Consider the following 18287-nt stretch of genomic DNA (forward strand, 5'->3'; position numbering starts at 1 on the left):
GGGAGTGTTTGAATGTTAAGAGAGCAAACAAGATATTCACGACTAGCCAATATTACTAAAATGATCAATACCAAGCTTGATTTACGCGAGGTATTGGAGCAAGTAACCATTGCAATCTCTGAAGAAATTGTCCAATGCGATTCCGTTGGGATTTACTTACCACAGGAGGATGGGAAATTCAGAGGATATGTAGGAAAACCAGAGGTCATTAATGGTTGGACACTGGACATGCATATTATTGATACAGAATACGATTTGTTAGCGAAGGAAGTCATTGAAACAAACAAGGCTATTTACATTCCTGACACTTCACAGGATGACCGGCCAGATCCTAGAGCTGTTGAGGGCTTTCAGATTAAATCACTATTAGTTCTTCCTATCTGTTTTGAAGAAGAGCTTTTTGGCCTTGTTTTTTTATTTGACTATGGAATTCCGATGGATTTAACGGAGGATGAAATCCAAACGGTGGAAGCCTATGTCAATATGGCTGCCGTTGCCATCCAAAATGCTAACAATTTAACCCACAAGGAAAACCTTATTGCAGAAAAACAATTGCTGCTCGATGTAACACGTGATTTATCTATGTGTTCCACCATGCAAGAAAGCTTGGATATCTGTTTTTCATACCTAGGGAAAGTATTAGATAATTACAATATTGGCGTCCACGTCCTTGATCCATTGGCTGAAAAGCGTATTCGTCCAGCAAAGTTAAGTAAGGATAGTGATTGGACGGAAGAAGATTGGTTTAGGACGCATGAAAAAATAAAAATTGATCAAAGCAATGATTTGCTCATGCAAGAGGTTATTGAAACGAAAAGGGCTATTTTAATTCCTGACGTTTATGCAGACGAAAGACCGAACCATGATGTATGCCGTAATTTCGGGATGAAGGGTTTATTTATGCTGCCACTCGTTTCTATGGGTGAGGTATTAGGTCAAATATCTGTAGCGGATCTTGGAGAGGGCCTTTTCAATTTTTCTGAAACGGAAATACAGCTTGCACAGTCTATTGTGGATGCTACTGCATCTACATTATCCAATCTTCTATATATGGAGAAGCAAGAAGTCATTATTGAGGAAAGAACCTCGGAAATAACGGTAAAAAATCGAGAGCTTGAAAAAGTGGTGACAGAGTTAAAGCACCTTAGCCGTGAAAAGGAATTAATCCTTAACTCTGCTGGGGATGGGATTTTTGGCTTGGATCTTGAACGAAATATCACCTTCTGTAATCCAGCCGGTGCCTCTATGTTAGGCTATGAATCAAAAAATGAATTAATTGGAAAATCAGCGTGGAGTATTTTTTCCAATGGAGTGGATAAGCAAAGTAATGCTTTATCTACCTTTGATGGAAATTGGGACCACTATTATAAGGATGAGAAATTTATCCGAAAAGACCATTCCAGCTTTCCAGTAGAGTACGTGATCACTCCTATTAAAGAAGGAGAAGAGATTGTAGGAGAGGTGGTCACCTTTAAAGATATCACCCAACGGAAACAATTAGAGGAAGAGATTAAGTACCATGCTTATTTTGATAGTTTAACAGAGTTGCCTAATAGAGTTCTGTTAAAGGACAGGTTGAATCAGGGAATTACCTACGCGCAGATGAATGGAGAAAAGCTAGCTGTTCTTTACTTGGATTTAGATAGATTTAAGTTTGTGAATGACACACTAGGACATAGCTTTGGAGATTTATTGCTTCGCGAGGTGGCAGCCCGTCTGAGTGCCTGTGTTCCAAAAACAGCCACTGTATCAAGACAGGGAGGCGATGAATTTACGATTTATTTACCGAATATCAAAAATGAAAATACAGTGTTAAAGGTAGTCAATCGTGTCATCGATTCTTTCTCTAAGCCATTTCATTTAATAGACAATGAAATTTATATTAAAACAAGTATTGGGATTAGCTTGTTTCCAGATAATGGTGATACAACCGAAATTTTAATTAAAAATGCCGATACAGCTATGTATAAGTCAAAGGAGATTTCGGGTAATAGCTATCATTTCTTTAGTGAGGGAATGGATACGAGGACATTTGAAAGTATTAGGCTAGAAAATTCCTTATATAAAGCACTAGAACATAAGGAATTGTTACTGTACTATCAGCCGCAAATCAATTATCAAACAAAAAAACTCGAAGGTGTAGAAGCCTTGCTCCGTTGGAACCATCCAGAGTATGGCATGATTGCACCGGATAAGTTTATTCCAATTGCGGAGGAAACAGGTTTAATTGTACCAATTGGTGAATGGGTACTGAAGGAAGCTTGCAGGCAGTTAAAGGAATGGCATGATCAAGGATATCCATTGATCAGTATGTCTGTGAACTTATCTGTCCGGCAGTTCGAACAGAACAACTTATTCCAAACGGTAAAAAATGTGTTGAAAAAGGTAGGTTTACAACCTGAGTATTTACACCTGGAACTGACCGAAAATTTAATTGTTAAAAATACGGAGTTAACTCTAAAAACGATGAAAAAGTTGAAGGGGCTTGGGATTAACATCGCTATCGATGATTTTGGTACAGGCTATTCCTCATTAGGTTATTTGAAGAACCTGCCCATTAACACATTGAAAATTGATAAGTCCTTTGTCCGCGATATGACCATCGATGATGCGGCCATCACCAATACGATTATTACACTAGCTCAGAATTTAAGCCTCGATGTCATTGCAGAAGGTGTTGAGACAAAGGAACAAGCAGATTTCTTATCTGCCAGAAATTGTCACCTTATGCAAGGTTATTTTTTCAGCCGCCCATTATCGGCTGGAGATATCATACGTAACTATTTTCTACTGTAGATAAAGATAAGAGAAAAGAGGGAATGTCATGAAGGCAGCACGTAGTGTATTAGAATATTTAAAAGGATATGGAGTAAAGCATATTTTCGGAATACCAGCAGGTTCAGTCAATGGATTGTTTGATGAGCTTTATGATATGCCGGAAATCACACCAATCGTCACGAAGCATGAAGGAGCCGCATCTTACATGGCGGCTGCCTATGCCAAGTATAGTGACCAGTTGAGTGTTGTCATAGGTTGCAGCGGTCCTGGAGGAACAAATTTAGTTACAGGTGCAGCTAATGCGATGAGAGAGCATTTACCTGTATTATTTATTACAGGTGCTGTTCCAATTAACACAGAGGGATTAAATGCCTCCCAGGAGTTAGATGCAGAGCCTATCTTCCGTTCGATTACTAAGTATAGTGTCACAGTGAAGGATGCTAGCGAATTACTGAACCAGGTAGCAACAGCAACAGAAATTGCTTTATCTGGAGTACCTGGCCCGGTTCATATTGCAATCCCAATTGATATTCAACACGAGCAAGTGCAACATCATGAAATACCGAACCCACCTAAGAGAAATCCGATTGTTCCAGAGCTTGAAACAATCAAAACGGCAGCTAAAGAGCTTTTATCAAGGAAAAAGGGCTACATTTTTGCAGGCCAGGGTGTGAGAAATTCAGTAGAACAATTAGTTGAGTTAGCAGAAATGCTAGAGTGGCCGATCGTTACTACTCCACAAGCAAAGGGATATATTCCGGAAGACCACCCACTTTTAGTGGGAGTATTCGGTTTTGCCGGCCATGAGGCGGCTTCCAAGTTAATCACGGAAGGTGATGGTGAAGCATTATTAATCGTTGGTTCAAGTTTAGGAGAGACAGCCACGAATAATTATAATGATAACCTGACGAAGAATCGATTTACGCTGCAACTGGATTTCGACCAGACTGTTTTTAACCGCAAATATTCCATTGACCTGCCTATTTTAGGGGATGTTCATTTAAGTTTATTATTTTTAATAGAGGAATTAAAGAACCTTGGGGTGACAAGAAAAGAACCTGGGTATGTGGTTGAAAAGGAGAAAGGGACGGTTGGAAATGCGGATGAGTACAACACGCAAAATATCCTTCTTTCACTGCAAAAATGTCTTCCTTCTTCTACGAGGTATACTATTGATATCGGGGAATTTATGTCCTATGTTATTCACTATATGAAGGTAGTAGATTCGGATAGTTTTAGTATTAATGTTCATTTTGGGGCTATGGGAAGTGGAATTGGTTCAGCAATAGGAAGTAAGTTGGCTGAACCTGAACGTCCGGTTGTATGTATTACTGGGGATGGCTGCTTTTTCATGCATGGAATGGAAATTTTAACAGCCAAGGAATACAATCTGCCGATCTTGTTTGTCGTAATGAATAATGCCCGCTTGGGAATGGTCTATCATGGACATTCCTTACAATTCAAACGGACCCACCCATCCTTTGAACAGGAGCCAATCAATATAAGTGCAATGGCAGCGGCTATGAACATCCCTAGCTTTAGAGTTTCTGCTCTAGAAGACTTGAACCAGAATGTCATTAATAGCTTACTAGATCTAGATGGTCCTGCCGTGCTAGAGGTGGCATTAACCGATAACAATGTTCCACCAATGGGGGACCCGAGTGAAGTTTTTATCTTCGTTCGGAAAATAAAAAAAACATATAGGTGCGTGCACCTATATGTTTTTTTTGTTATTGGTAGGAATCTAAAATGATTTGTCGGATGGTTTCTATCGTTTCGACTTTAAACTCATGCCCTACAGATTCCCCTGTCGGGTTACTGTAATAACACCAGTTGTTATCAGAATCATAGCTATAGCCGAGAGAAGCCAATGCTTGTTGCAGCACTAATGGCACCTTGTTTATTCCTGTTTTTTTCGTGAAATAAGGGGTAGGATAGATCCGTACATCTGCATCTCCGAGAGGTGTATCTACAACAAACAAGTCATGGTCATGTTGGGTAATCCATTGCTCTTTGGAATAGATTGAAATTTTTGCTCCAGCTAATGAGGAAATACCCTCTAGATTGATGCCGAACAGATTTTTGATGATTGTGCGAATTTGACTCCCCGTTAAATCATCCTTGGATTGATTAAAGTAATATTCCAATACCAATTTAGCGACTGGAATATCCGTGTTTGCTTCATCAATGGAGAGTGGTGCTAAATATTCCTGAAAGACCACCAATTTCGTTTCTAAATCAATATCAAATACAGAATGGACAATCTGCCGTATTTCTTCATAACCGATGTCTTTTCCGTACCTCTTTAACTCGTGGTCCATCGTTTCTACTTTTGACATGGCTGTTTTTGTTTGGCTCATGACAACACTCTCCCTCCTTACCATTCCTTTGGTTCATAATTAAGCTCGTGGAATAATTGATTGCGTTCCTTTTTCGATAGGTCCCGCCATTGTCCAACCGGCATGTTGCCTAAATGGATATTCATAATTCGGGTCCGCTGCAGCCTTACAACTTGATAACCGAGTGCGGAACACATCCTTCTTATTTGGCGATTAAGACCCTGAGTTAAAATTATCTGAAACACATACTTAGACAACTGGGTTACCTTACAGGGAAGTGTTTTTGTGTTTAATATCTCAACGCCTGCTTCCATTCTTCTTACAAATTCAGGGGTGATAGGCTTGTCTACAGTAACAATATATTCTTTTTCATGTTTATTTTCTGCACGTAAAATCTCATTGACGATATCCCCATCGTTCGTAAGAAGGATTAGCCCTTCAGACTCTTTATCAAGCCGTCCAATGTGAAAAATACGTAAGGGATGATTAACAAAATCGACTATATTGCCTTTGACATGGCGTTCGGTTGTGCTGGTAATTCCAACGGGTTTATTTAAGGCGATATAAACGTAATTGTTCGTGACCTTAACGGGACTTCCGTCAATTCGAACATCATCTCCAGGCTCTACCTGGCTTCCCATTTCAGCCACTTTCCCATTGATAGTGACTCTGCCCTCACTAACTAATTTATCCGCCCCACGCCTCGAGGATTTTCCGGATTCACTGATAAATTTATTAATACGCATGCATACGACACACCCTTAAGTGGAGAATTCTAAATTTAAGAATATCGAACACGGATAGGATTTTCAAGCTTACAGTGGTGCCTGACACCCTTTTAGACACGAAACTGTCGTTTGTTCCAGGTAAAGCCAGATAGTATAGTTAAATTAATAGATTCATAGTAAGTAATGGTACCTATTTAATATAATGGCTTTGTTAAAGAACAATGTTGATTATTGCACCCTGTTGATTGGAGTGGAAGACGCGAAGACTCCTGTGGGAGTATGGTTCAGGGGAGACCCCGTAGACGCATGCGTCGAAGAGGATCGCCGAAACACCCACGAATCGCTCGCGTCTGGAGCGGAAATCAACAGGCAAGTTTAACAGAGCCAATATAATAAGAATGTATAAGATTTGACTTCGAGAATTCCAGCTCCAGCGCCTAGCCAGTTTTCATCCCGAATATTCTTCCATGAGTATCTTGTTACAATCATGGCTTGATAAAGCGATGATTGTTACAGCTCGGGTCAAATAACCTTCGGCAAGTAAAGTCAAAGAGCGACTTTTCTTTCTGAAGAACATTTGCCTGTCGGGGCTGACCAAGGCGCTTACGCTTTTCATACTATATGCCAAGGAGAATTTGAATGGAAGAGATTTCTTTTCGAACAAAGATATTTATTGGAGAAAATGCATTAGATCGCCTATCACAAATAACAGCAGAGCGGGTTTTTATTGTGACAGACCCGTTTATTGAAAAGTCTGGTATGACGGCTGTAGTAACCAATCGTCTTCAATTGGAAGGAAACGAGTATCAGATCTTTAGTGAAATTGTACCAGATCCTCCTATTGAAACTGTGGCAGCAGGAGTAAAAGTTATTCAGGAGTTCAATCCCGGTGTATTAATTGCGATTGGCGGAGGGTCTGCTATTGATGCAGCCAAGGCGATGAAGGATTTTGCCATCCGATTATCTCCACAGCAGAAGAATATGAAATTTATTGCCATTCCAACGACAAGCGGAACAGGGACAGAAGTCACTTCATTTTCGGTCATTACGGATAAGGTCAATCATGTCAAGCACCCGCTCGTATCTGATACTTTATTACCGGATGAGGCCATTTTAGATAGCAGTCTTGTTACGTCAGTTCCTCCAGCGGTTACAGCTGATACAGGGATGGACGTATTAACCCATGCAATTGAGGCGTATGTATCAACAAAGGCAAATGATTTTTCGGATGCCTTTGCGGAAAAAGCGGTCCAGCTGATCTTTGATTATTTACCGCGATGCTATAAAAACGGAAATGATGTAGTGGCGCGGGAGAAGGTTCATCATGCTTCATGTTTGGCTGGATTGGCTTTTAATATGGTTGGACTGGGAATTAACCACAGTATTGCACATGTTTGCGGGGCGCAGTTCCATATTCCACATGGAAGAATGAATGCGCTTTTACTTACTCCGGTGATTGAATTTAATGCAGAACAGCAAGGGGTGGGCAGCGGGTCTTTTAGTCCTTCAGCCAAAAAATATGCCCAGTTAGCAAGAATAATGGGTCTGCCGGCTGCAAACGTTCGATTGGGGATTAATAGCTTAATCCAGCATATTAATCAACTAAAAAGAGAGCTCCATATGCCAGCTAATCTGCGCGCCTGCGGCCTGACAAAAGAACAGATTAAGGCAGCATTGGCAATCATAAGTGAAGCAGCCCTGAAAGATGGCTGTACAGCAACCAATCCAAGGATACCAACAAACAAAGAAATAGAAACCATCGTAGAAAAACTATACTAATTTTAAGAGGTTGGCTTACAAGAGCCAGCCTTTTTTATACATAGGCTATGTTAAAGCCAGTTATAGGTTTGAACACCTGTTGATTGGAGCGGAAGGCACGAAGACTCCTCGAAAATGCTATCGCATTTCCTTCGTGCGTGGGCGGATTCAAGATGCAACTCAATGTCCTGTGGGAGTATGGTTCAGGGGTGACCCCGCAGGCGCTTTTCGCCGAGGAGGCTCGCCGAAACACCCACGAACCGCTCGTGCCTGGAGCGGAAATCAACAGACATTTTTAATGGTGCCAACCATAAAAAGAAGTCATGTCGAATGATTTAAAGACTATCTTACTATTTTTTTAAAAAAATACTAAAATACTACGGAATTCCCTCCAAATTATGACAAAAAAAGTAGTTCTAAAATGGTAATTTATTAGTAATTACATATGTGAGGAGATAGATATGAAAAAATTAACTGTCATTTTTGCTCTCTTATTTAGTATCTTTTTCTTTAACCTGCCGCATTCAGAGGCAGCAAGCCCACAGTTACTGATCATCAACAAGAAGACCAACACCCTAGCATTTTATAACAATGGGAAACTCGTAAAAACGTTTAGCGTCGCGACAGGGCGGTCAAGAGATTTAACCCCTGAAGGAACATTCCGGGTTGTAACAAAAATTAAAAATCGTCCCTATTACAAGGGAGGGATTCCTGGAGGAGATCCTCGGAACCCGCTAGGTGACCGCTGGATGGGGCTTGAAGCAAGAGGTACATATGGAACCACCTATGGTATCCATGGTAATAACAATGAAAGCTCAATCGGAAAATATGTAAGCTCAGGCTGTGTACGAATGCATAACGAAGAAGTTCGTTGGCTTTATGACCAGGTTCAATTATATACAACGGTCATTATCACCTATTCTAGCAGCAGTTTTGATGCCATTGCTAAGGCTAGTGGTTACTCCACTACAACAACCGGTTGGGTACAGAGTGGTGGCAAATGGTATTATTATATGAATGGGACAGCTAAAACAGGCTGGTTATTACAAGGTAGCACTTGGTATTATTTTGACAATTCAGGTGTTATGAAGACTGGATGGGTATCATATAAAGGACAATGGTATTATTTCGATAAAAATGGTGCCATGAAAACAGGTTGGGTATTAGATAGTGGAAAGTGGTACTATCTCGATTCATCCGGAGCAATGAAAACGGGCTGGACGAAGGATAAGGGTAGCTGGTACTACCTTGAATCATCCGGAGTAATGAAAAAAGGCTGGCTAAAAGATGGGGATTCTTGGTACTACTTACAGAATAGCGGTGCCATGAAAACAGGTTGGCTGCTTGATAAAGGAAAATGGTATTTCCTACAACCTAGCGGTGTTATGAAAACAGGCTGGTTAGAGTTATCCGGTTCAAAATACTTCCTCAATAGTGATGGTGTTATGATTACAGGCTGGAAGGAACTTGAAGGAAAATGGTACTATTTTGATGGAAATGGGTTGATGGCTGCGAATACAGTCATTAACGGATATAAACTAGGCGCAGATGGTGCTTGGATTCAAGTGGAGTATGTAGCATTAGGGGATTCCTTAGCAGCTGGTATGACTCCGTTAGGTGAAGATAAAAAACCAGAAAATGGAGTGGATCCAAACTGGGGTTATCCAAACTATATTGCTGAGAGATTTGCAAAATCCTATCAATTACTTGATTTCGCAAACTTTGGTGTTTCAGGTTATACAACAGACAATGTTATCGCTGATTTAGCGAAACCAGAAGTGCAAAAGGAAATTAAAGAAGCTACACATCTTACTATTGATATCGGTGCAAATGATCTGCTTCCAGTGATTCAAAAAACCCCGCAGGATGCACCAGCGGCGATTGCAACGATCGCTGGAAAGTTAAATGCTATTTTAAACACGATTGATGGATTAAACCCAAATGTGAAAGTTTATGTGATGGGCTACTATAATCCATTCCCATATCTTCCTGAGGCACAACAAGCACAATTACTGCCAGTCTTAACTGCCTTTAATGGTCAAATCCAGGCGCAGGCGGTTCAACACGGTGATACCTTTGTTCCAACTGCCCAGGTCATCAATACGTCTAATTTTGCAGAATACCTGCCAAACCCACAAAACATCCACCTAAGCTTATCTGGATACCAAGTAGTAGCAGGTGAGTTCTGGAAGGTCATGCAATAAATAAAAATTGAATAAGTAAAGGGCACCTTGCAAACAAGGTGTCCTTCTTTTTTGATGACTTTGTTAAAGAACATTGTTGATTTTTACACCCTGTTGATTGGAGCGGAAGGCATGAAGACTCCTGTGGGAGTATGGTTCAGGGGAGACCTCGCAGGCGCGTTTCGCCGAAACACCCACGAACCGCTCGTGCCTGGAGCGGAAATAAACAGGCAAGTCTAACAGAGCCTGTCGGTAAGGTGATTTTGCGTGATTTAAAATGATAAAATGAATATAAACGATTGAAGGGAATGAAATGATGTGTCTGTTATAAAAAAGCTGCAGTTTAAGGATCAGGGACAAGCTGTTTTAGTCATCAACCCGCCAAAGGTTTACGAAGAAGTAATGGCCCTGTTTGAAGGTGAAGTTCATACGGAGGCAATCAATCCTGAAGGCTATGATTTTGTTCAAGTCTTTGGCACTAGCAATGGAGAGCTTAAAGAACTCGCTAAGAGCGCAGAAAATAGCGTCAAGCCAGATGGTCTTTTTTGGCTCTGTTATCCAAAGAAAACTTCCAAGACCTATAAAGGCTCAGATTGTAGCCGTGACACTGTCATGTATTTGCTCGCGGATGAAGGTTATGAACCTGTTCGGCAAATTGCTATTGATGACGACTGGTCCGCACTAAGGTTTCGTAAGCCCGAGAAGATTAAGACGATGAAGCGGGGCTTTGCTGTTACAGATGCAGGAAAACAACGGACAGAGCAATAATTTCTTTCTATATTTACACCCCTTATAAAAAACCTAAAGCAGTTATGAACTGACCCAAGAAAGTTAGACAAATATAGTTAAGCGGCTTCCAAGACCTGAGTTCGGTATTCTACCGGGCTTAGGTCTTTTAAATTTACCTTCATACGTTTGTGATTATAATACTCGATATATTGCTTTAATTCTTCTTCGAAGTGTTCCATACTATCAAATTCTTGTAAATAGAGTAATTCCGATTTTAACACGCCAAAGAAACTCTCCATTGAAGCATTATCAAGACAATTTCCCTTGCGGGACATACTTTGCTTGATGCCATGTGTTTGGAGTGTTTTCTGATATTGTTTCATCTGATAATGCCAGCCCTGATCAGAATGTAAAATTACTTCATTTCCCGGCTGAAGATGTGTTAATGCTTGATCCAACATATCTGAAACAAGTTTATATACAGGTCGATTCATGAGGGTATAGGCGATTATTTCACCATTACATAAATCCATCACAGGAGATAAAAAGCGTTTTTCTCCAAACAAATGGAACTCGGTCACATCCGTTACCCATTTCTCATTCATCTTCTCTGCCTTGAAATCACGCATCAATAAATTAGGCGCAATACGACCTTTTTGTCCCTTATAAGAACGGTATTTTTTCATACGTACCATACATTTTATGCCCATATCATTCATTAATCGGTTAACTGTCTTTGGATCGTGATGGAAACCATATTTCTTCAGTTCTTTTGTGATGCGACGATAACCATAACGCCCTTTATGTTCGTGATAAATCTTTTGAATTGCCTCCTTTACCTCTGCATATTTATCTTTGCAATTTAATCGTTTTTCCCAGTAATAATAAGTGCTTCGTGGAATGCGTGCGACTTTAGCCAATTCCACGACATCGTAGATGTCCTTTAGTTCAAAAATTACTTGCGCTTTGATTTTATTTGTAATTTTTCTTGCATTTGAACTAAAGCATTCAACTTTTTTAAGTATGCATTCTCCATTTCGAGTTGTTTAATGCGTGCTTCAAGTGCATCTACAGATCCATCAGCTGGTATTGATTCTGTTGTTTTTTTCGCTTTTTTATTCATGGATGGACGCCCCTTTTTCTTTGATATGAGGGCATCAAATCCACCTGTTTCAGCTTGATTTCGCCATTTTCTAATTAATCTTGAAGAGGAGATATTGAAAATCGCAGCTGCATCAATTGAGGACGTACCCGTTTCGTTCATATAGTTAAGTACATCCATTTTAAACTCTGCAGAATAGCTTGTATATGATTTTAGAAAGGCTTCTACACCATGTTGCTCATATAAACGAATCCAAGAAGTTAATTCGGCTACGCTCACATTTTCATCTCGAGCGATTTCTTTAACACTTTCCTGCCCTTTTATATAACGTAAGGAGATACGTATTTTTTCATCTTTTGTAAATTTAGTCATAAAAAATACCCCGTAAAAGAGAGATTAGTGTCTAACTTTTACGGGGCAGTTCATTATTGCTTTAGGTTTTTTATTAATGTCCGATGTAATATTTGTAACAATGGAGCCTTGCTTACAATGTTGTTTACAAGTTTACGTTGTGTAAACAGAATGTAAACAACTCTGTTTACATGTATACAATTCTGTATACATCCCTTTATAACGGCATGTACACAATTTTGTCTTTTCTGTTTACAAAAAAGTTTACTTGTCTACTAAAGTTTACATATTGTTTACTTTTTTACACTTATATGTCTTTTCCGTTAGTGTCATTGAACATTCTATCAATCTCCTTTAGCCTTAAAGAAAGAAACTAGAGTTACAAATAGAATCTATTAAATGAAAAGGAATGATGTTTATGACTAAGTCCAGAATCGCTGCAGTAGACGTAGGAAATGACTCCATTAAAGCCATTTTCGGGGAGTTAGAGTATGAATTAAATATTCCTAATATTATCGCGAGAGACACAGAAGATCGCCCTGTCATTGGGATTGAAGAACTCGATAACAAAAACCCGTTGGATGGGATTCACATTAAGGTGCACTCCCCTGCCCTGAAAGAGAACAATGCAATTTACAGAATCGGTCATCTAGCGACTAAAAGTAATAATGCTACTGAATTGGATCCTGGAAGCAGCAAGTCAGAAGAAGATCAGACACTTGTCATGTTGTTTGCTTCATTAGCACTCGATGCTGTGAAGGAAGAATCCCCTTTTTCAAAAGTAAAAAATGTGATTGATGCAAACTATACATTAGGGACCGGTCTCCCCCTTCGTGAAGTGAAGGAAGGAAAAGATGCAGGTTATCGCTCCAAATTAATTGGTTCTGTCCATCAAGTTGAATTCCTCGTCACTCCAAAATACCAAGGACTAAAGGTTAATATAAAATTCGATGAAGTAAAGGTCTATCCGGAAGGCTTTGCTGCCTACATAAATCTTGTTATGGACAATAGTGGAAAGATTATTAACAAGGATCTGCTCGATAAGCGGATTTTAATCCAGGATATCGGTGGGTTGTCTACTGATATTGCTGTGATTAAAAATCGAAATGTGGATGATGATAAAGCGCAAGGCTTTAACTTAGGGGTTTCAGAGTCTTTAGAGGCGATTCGTGAGGAGATTCGCACGAAGCATGGCGTGGAGCTCGACAGCCGCCGCGATGTCGTTGAAATTATTACAAAGAAAAACGACCGCAACCACATTATGGTAAAAGGAAGCCGGACAAGCGTTCATGATATTACGGACCGGATATTGCTTGATTTAGCCAAAAAGCAATATCGTCTTCTACGAAATGTTTGGCAGAGAAATTCCCAAACAGAGATTTGTTATTTTGTTGGCGGCGGAGCCAATGTCCTAAAGGAATATTTGAAAACATTAAACAACAACTTAGATGGATATAACATCGATTTCTTCGAGGATGAGAAAGAAAGCATTTGGATGATGGCCAATGCGTATTATAAGCTGATTATGGATTTTGTCAGAAAAACGGAGAAACAAAAAGCAGTCACAGATAAAACACCAGTAAAAAGTTGATAAGGTGATTGTATGAAAAAAGCTGCCGGAAATGAAATTAAGAGGGGCCAAGCAATTTCCTTTCGTGTCCCCTCAGATACACCCGAACATATTGTGAAGCATTTGCAAAAATTAAAAGAGACCGAGCGAAGAAATTTTTCCAGTAAAATTGCTGAGTTCGTGATGCAGGGTGTAAGCCATTCTTATTCAAGAGAAAAGGAAACGATTACGATTCCCCTCCCTCATAAATTGACGAAGGCACAAAGGGACTGGTTGAAGCATGAGCACTCGGAAGCCTTACTTGGAAGCATCCTTTTTCAGCTTATATCAGATCCTGTTCGTGCGACGTCATTATTAGCTTCTTTAAACAGCCAATCACTGGACATTGAGGAGGCATTGTACCTTCAGGAAAGAATATTTCCCGAGAAACAACCAAATTCTCCCTTGGAGGTTGGCGGTTTTGAGGAAACAGCCGCTGCTATGGAGAATATACCCTCTCCTATCGATTTAAGTGATATGGATGACGACCTTAATGGATTTGACTGGGATGCTGCAAAATCAGCAGAAGAGCCGCCTGTCATAGAAGAAGATACGGATGAAGAAGTGGATGTCGATGATCTGCTTGGCGGTTTTTTGGCGAATATGAATAAGTGATGTAGTGTTGCGGCCACCCCCTCATAACAAGTGAGGGGGTGTTTTTTTTAATATAATAAGCATGTAAAAATTCGACTTCGAGAAATATCCAGCTCCTGAGCCTAGCCCCTCGGGTCAAATAACCTTCGATAAGAAAAGTCAACAGGCGGACTTTTCTTGCAAAAGAACATTTGCCTGTCGGGGCTGATCAAGGCACATGCGCATTTCTAATATTAATGCTGTTTATTTGGCAACTGTTGGCTTTGGTGTGATCGGCTTTGGCGTTCCTTGTTCTTCTGATCCTTTTGTTGTTTTTCGTGAAGATCCTCGACAAATTCATGCGTACTTTTGTTGTTATCCATCTGCATACCCCTCCTTTTGGAAATTGAACCATAGTTAGTGTGACCAGTTGCTGAAGGATTATGTAACTAAGTTGGATGTTTCGGCTCGATTTTCATTTTTAAAAAATCTAGGGTTAAATTGACCCATCGCACATATCTATAAATAATGGGGATTTTCTACTGACAAGCAAATATACTTGCTATAGATATTGGATTAACATTATATTCATAGTGGAAACGTTCTTCATAAACAAATCTATTAAACTATTATTATAGAACTGGGTGGTGGGTCGATGGAGCTGCCTGTTAATATTGTCCGTGCGGATGGCACGTTGAACGAAGAGTTAATTTTAAGAAGCGAGAAGCTCTACAAGGGAATGAACGGGAGATTTGTTGAGAGATTTTTTCTGTCCCCAACAGATAGCTTTATTTTCAAACCACTGACAAACAATGGCCAATTAGGGCAAGAGGTGTGGGTACATGAGAATGTTCTCCCCCAATTCCCTGCAATTTTCCCAAAAATCATTTCGCATACGATTAGTGAGCAGCCAGAGCTAAATTGGATGATCCTTGAGGATTTAGGAACACTTAGTCACAGCTTTAATGATCAGACTGCATTGGGGGTGATTAAGTGGGTTGCCTGGTGGCATTCATTGTCGACGGAACGATTCGGCAATGTTCCAGCGGCAGGGTTGAAGCCGCGGATGGAAGATATTTTGACAGATGTTTTTGCAAGGAAGGATGACTTAATAAGGCAGTGGCCCGAATTGGGTAATGCGCCGATAGAACACGTATACCGTATGCTTGAACAATTTGAGTTTTCCAAGAGACTAGTGTTATCCCATGGAGACTTGCATGTGGGCAATTTTGCGGTTGTCGATGAACGGTTAATAATCTTGGACTGGGAACACACTCATTTAAACATACCACACTGGGATTTATACCATGTCATCGATATGTCTCATCCTCTTTTTCCAAAGCATGTGACGCAACCGTTACGTGAACAGATTTTGAAAACCTATGTAGATCAAGTGGAACTTGAAATAGAAGAAGGTTCTTTTTTGAAAGAGTATTATTTATTTTCTTCTGTATTTTCTATTTGGATGCTTTTTCTTATTCAAAAAGATTTAAATGCTGGAGATGCCAAATGGCCAAGGGAGCAACTGGAGCGACAGGTAGTTGAGACATTATCTAGTTTGGAGCAGTGTGCGGCGGCACTTTTATCATAGAAAAAAGAGGTTGGCTCGGTTGTGAGTCAGCCTCTTCTTTGTCTTACGCTTTTTGTTCGGTTAATTTGATAATTTCAATCACTGTCTGGGTGGCTTTTATCATGTTATCGACAGAGATAAATTCGAATTTACCGTGGAAGTTTTCGCCGCCGGTAAAAATATTCGGTGTCGGCAGCCCCATATAGGAAAGCTGTGAGCCATCGGTACCGCCACGAATTGGCTTGGTAATTGGCTCGATGCCTAAGCTCACCATCGCTTCGTGGGCAATGTCAACGATCTCCATGACAGGCTCAATCTTTTCTTTCATATTGTAATATTGGTCGTTGAGCTCAAGTAAGATCGTATCTTGACCATATTTCTCTTTTAACTCATTCACGATGCCTTCGAGTGTTGCCTTTCTTGCATTGAAGGTTTCACGGTCATGGTCACGGATAATGTAGTTCAGTTTGGTTAGCTCGACATCGCCGTTAAATGATAACAGGTGGAAGAAGCCTTCGTAGCCTTCTGTATGCTCCGGCGCCTCTCCTGCTGGAAGCTTGCTATGTAATTCCATGGCGATTTTCATCGAGTTGACCATTTTGTTTTTGGCTGAGCCTGGGTGGATGTTGTTCCCTTTGATGGTAATCTTCGCTCCCGCAGCATTAAAGCTTTCGTACTCTAACTCCCCTAGCGGCCCGCCGTCGACCGTGTAAGCATGATTTGCATTGAACGCCGCAACGTCAAACTTATGTGGACCTCTGCCAATTTCCTCATCTGGCGTGAACGCAACGCGGACCGCACCGTGCTTAATTTCAGGGTGTTTAATGAGGTACGCCATGGCGGTCATGATTTCGGTAATCCCCGCTTTGTTGTCAGCGCCAAGAAGGGTGGTGCCATCTGTTGTGATTAATGTATGACCTTTATAGTTCGGCAAGTTTGGAAAGTCCTTTGGTGACATGACAACCTTTAGCGCTTCGTTTAAAACGATGTCGCCGCCATCGTAGTTTTCGACGATTTGCGGATTGACGTTTTTCCCCGTGAAGTCGGTAGCAGTGTCGACGTGGGCTAGGAAGCCGATCGTCGGTACGTCTTTGTTGGTATTGGGCGGCAAGGTTGCCATCACGTAGGCATTTTCATCGATGGTTACGTCCTTCATGCCGATTGATTTTAGCTCGTTGACAAGCATACGTGCTAACGTCCATTGTCCCTCGGTTGACGGACAGGTCTCGCTGCTTTCATCCGATTGTGTGTCTACTCTAACATAGGAAGTAAATCTCTCAATAAGCTCATTTTTCAATTCACTGCACTCCCCTTTTTAGTTGATTCAAGGATATCATACCACTATTTGGGAGGGGTTACATCATTTTGAGTGAGGTGCAATTTTGGCGGGGAGGCGTTACTGTCGGATGAGGATGAGTAACTGTCGCATAGGCCTCATTTACTGTCGGATAGAGAGACATTACTGTCGTTGGCCAAAATAACTGTCGCATGAGCTCTGAATACTGTCGGATAAGATGGAGTTACTGTCGTATAAACCTAATTTACTGTCGGATATCAAAATCCTCCTTCCTACTTCTGTCATTCAGCTTAATTATATATGTCCTGTCCCGAAAAGTTCCTGTACTTGGCCAATCCATACTTGTTAAAATCCGTTTAGCTACCTGGATATCATCCACCCCCAAAAACTCCCTACACTCCCGGTTCGTGATCGTCCTTTTAAAAATCAAGAACCACTCCCTTAGATTTCGTTCGTGGGCCAGGTGGTCGGTTGCATCACAGAAGGGGCAATACCAGGTTCGAGGCTGCTTCACCATTCCAATCCTTCCACAAACCCCGCACCTAACTCCTGGTTTAAAATCTTTGAACGGAATACCATACGCTTCAGAAATGGGTTGCGGAATAAAGGGTTGGTGGCTGTGGAGGAGTTCAGTCGAAAGCCAGTTGAATGCATCTTGATCTAACTTCTTTCCTTGCTGTGGAAGACTTCGTATATAGGGTGGAATCAAGCTGGGAAATAACAGTTTGGTTTTTGCTGGAGGAGCAGCAACGATTTGTTTGGGGTACGCGAGGACGACCGCTCCGTAAATGGGGAGCCGAATGTTCCGACACTTCAGCCACGATCCTAACAAATCATGATTACGTTCCAGTTGGACAACTGGGCTCTCGAACCCATCCTTATGCCCATCCTCCTTGGTTCGAATCAACTGTGGCGGATTATCCTTGAATTCCAGCACTCCGCCAATATTTTTCACCTCTAAAAGCACACCAAACCAAGGTGTCAAAGCTAACGTGTCCATTTGGAATCTTTCATCTGATGTGGGAGACAAATCGTGGAATAAGTGGTTGGTGAATGAAAAGGAGTGTTGCCGGAAAACCTCGGCCACCCGTTCCTCCCCACCGATTCCAGCCTCCACGGCGCCCTGCTTAGCTGCCAAAACAGGGAGAATGGGATGCCCTGCTGCTAACCGGCTTCGAGCGGCAACCAGCCCTTCTAACTTCAATGAGTGATCTCTATTCTTCATAAAAATAAACGTCACCTCCATAATACATAACACTTACCACTAAAT

At 41.0% G+C, this 18287-nt stretch carries 14 protein-coding genes; 8 read left to right on the forward strand and 6 right to left on the reverse strand.

What is annotated here, in order from left to right; translation table 11 throughout:
* Positions 1-12 precede the first annotated feature (12 nt).
* Positions 13-2796: a bifunctional diguanylate cyclase/phosphodiesterase gene (locus QE429_RS01600; RefSeq protein WP_307283215.1), complete on the forward strand. Its 2784-nt coding sequence runs from the start codon at positions 13-15 to the stop codon at positions 2794-2796.
* A gap of 28 nt (positions 2797-2824) precedes the next feature.
* On the forward strand, positions 2825-4531 hold the full coding sequence (locus QE429_RS01605) for a thiamine pyrophosphate-binding protein (RefSeq protein ID WP_373463170.1): 1707 nt from the start codon (positions 2825-2827) through the stop codon (positions 4529-4531).
* Here QE429_RS01605 and QE429_RS01610 read toward each other — a convergent pair.
* Positions 4509-5138 carry a hypothetical protein gene (locus QE429_RS01610; protein WP_307283217.1) on the reverse strand — a complete coding sequence of 210 codons (630 nt, stop codon included), beginning with the start codon at positions 5136-5138 and terminating at the stop codon, positions 4509-4511. The two genes, QE429_RS01605 and QE429_RS01610, sit on opposite strands and share 23 nt — an antisense overlap.
* Before the next feature lie 17 nt (positions 5139-5155).
* On the reverse strand, positions 5156-5863 hold the full coding sequence (gene rluF, locus QE429_RS01615) for a 23S rRNA pseudouridine(2604) synthase RluF (protein WP_307283220.1): 708 nt from the start codon (positions 5861-5863) through the stop codon (positions 5156-5158).
* Positions 5864-6484: 621 nt separating this feature from the next.
* On the opposite strand from rluF, the gene QE429_RS01620 reads away from it, so the two are divergent.
* From QE429_RS01620 to QE429_RS01630, 3 genes are all read left to right on the forward strand, one after another.
* Entirely contained in the window at positions 6485-7624 is a 1140-nt protein-coding gene (locus QE429_RS01620) for a 1-propanol dehydrogenase PduQ (RefSeq protein WP_307283221.1), read from the forward strand.
* Between the two features lie 440 nt (positions 7625-8064).
* Complete coding sequence (locus QE429_RS01625) at positions 8065-9807, forward strand: L,D-transpeptidase family protein (RefSeq protein WP_307283223.1); 1743 nt, start codon at positions 8065-8067, stop codon at positions 9805-9807.
* Positions 9808-10104: 297 nt separating this feature from the next.
* Complete coding sequence (locus tag QE429_RS01630) at positions 10105-10554, forward strand: DUF3052 domain-containing protein (RefSeq protein WP_307283227.1); 450 nt, start codon at positions 10105-10107, stop codon at positions 10552-10554.
* Between the two features lie 77 nt (positions 10555-10631).
* Here the strand turns inward: QE429_RS01630 and QE429_RS01635 are convergent.
* A protein-coding gene (locus QE429_RS01635) for an IS3 family transposase (protein ID WP_307283228.1) occupies positions 10632-11989 on the reverse strand; the annotation gives its coding sequence in 2 pieces (ribosomal slippage) (positions 10632-11536 and positions 11536-11989; 1359 coding nt in all).
* Positions 11990-12386: 397 nt separating this feature from the next.
* Between QE429_RS01635 and QE429_RS01640 the strand changes: the two genes are divergently transcribed.
* Positions 12387-13559: a ParM/StbA family protein gene (locus tag QE429_RS01640; RefSeq protein ID WP_307283230.1), complete on the forward strand. Its 1173-nt coding sequence runs from the start codon at positions 12387-12389 to the stop codon at positions 13557-13559.
* Between the two features lie 12 nt (positions 13560-13571).
* Positions 13572-14192, forward strand: coding sequence for a hypothetical protein (locus tag QE429_RS01645; protein ID WP_307283232.1), 621 nt, complete (start codon positions 13572-13574; stop codon positions 14190-14192).
* Positions 14193-14404: 212 nt separating this feature from the next.
* Here the strand turns inward: QE429_RS01645 and QE429_RS01650 are convergent, their stop codons facing one another.
* Positions 14405-14533 (reverse strand): DUF4023 domain-containing protein, encoded by a 129-nt coding sequence (locus QE429_RS01650; protein WP_307283234.1) that lies wholly within the window; start codon positions 14531-14533, stop codon positions 14405-14407.
* Positions 14534-14805: 272 nt separating this feature from the next.
* Here QE429_RS01650 and QE429_RS01655 point away from each other — a divergent pair, with 272 nt between their 5' ends.
* Positions 14806-15741 carry a phosphotransferase gene (locus tag QE429_RS01655; RefSeq protein WP_307283237.1) on the forward strand — a complete coding sequence of 312 codons (936 nt, stop codon included), beginning with the start codon at positions 14806-14808 and terminating at the stop codon, positions 15739-15741.
* A 43-nt stretch (positions 15742-15784) separates the two neighbouring features.
* Here QE429_RS01655 and pepT read toward each other — a convergent pair whose 3' ends face one another.
* Both pepT and QE429_RS01665 read right to left on the reverse strand, forming a co-directional pair.
* On the reverse strand, positions 15785-17017 hold the full coding sequence (gene pepT / locus QE429_RS01660; protein WP_307283239.1) for a peptidase T: 1233 nt from the start codon (positions 17015-17017) through the stop codon (positions 15785-15787).
* A gap of 244 nt (positions 17018-17261) precedes the next feature.
* A complete protein-coding gene (locus QE429_RS01665) occupies positions 17262-18242 on the reverse strand; it encodes a nuclease-related domain-containing protein (RefSeq protein ID WP_307283243.1) in 981 nt (326 codons plus the stop codon).
* Positions 18243-18287: the final 45 nt, after the last annotated feature.

This window comes from Bacillus sp. SORGH_AS_0510 (assembly GCF_030818775.1).
GTDB lineage: Bacteria > Bacillota > Bacilli > Bacillales > Cytobacillaceae > Neobacillus.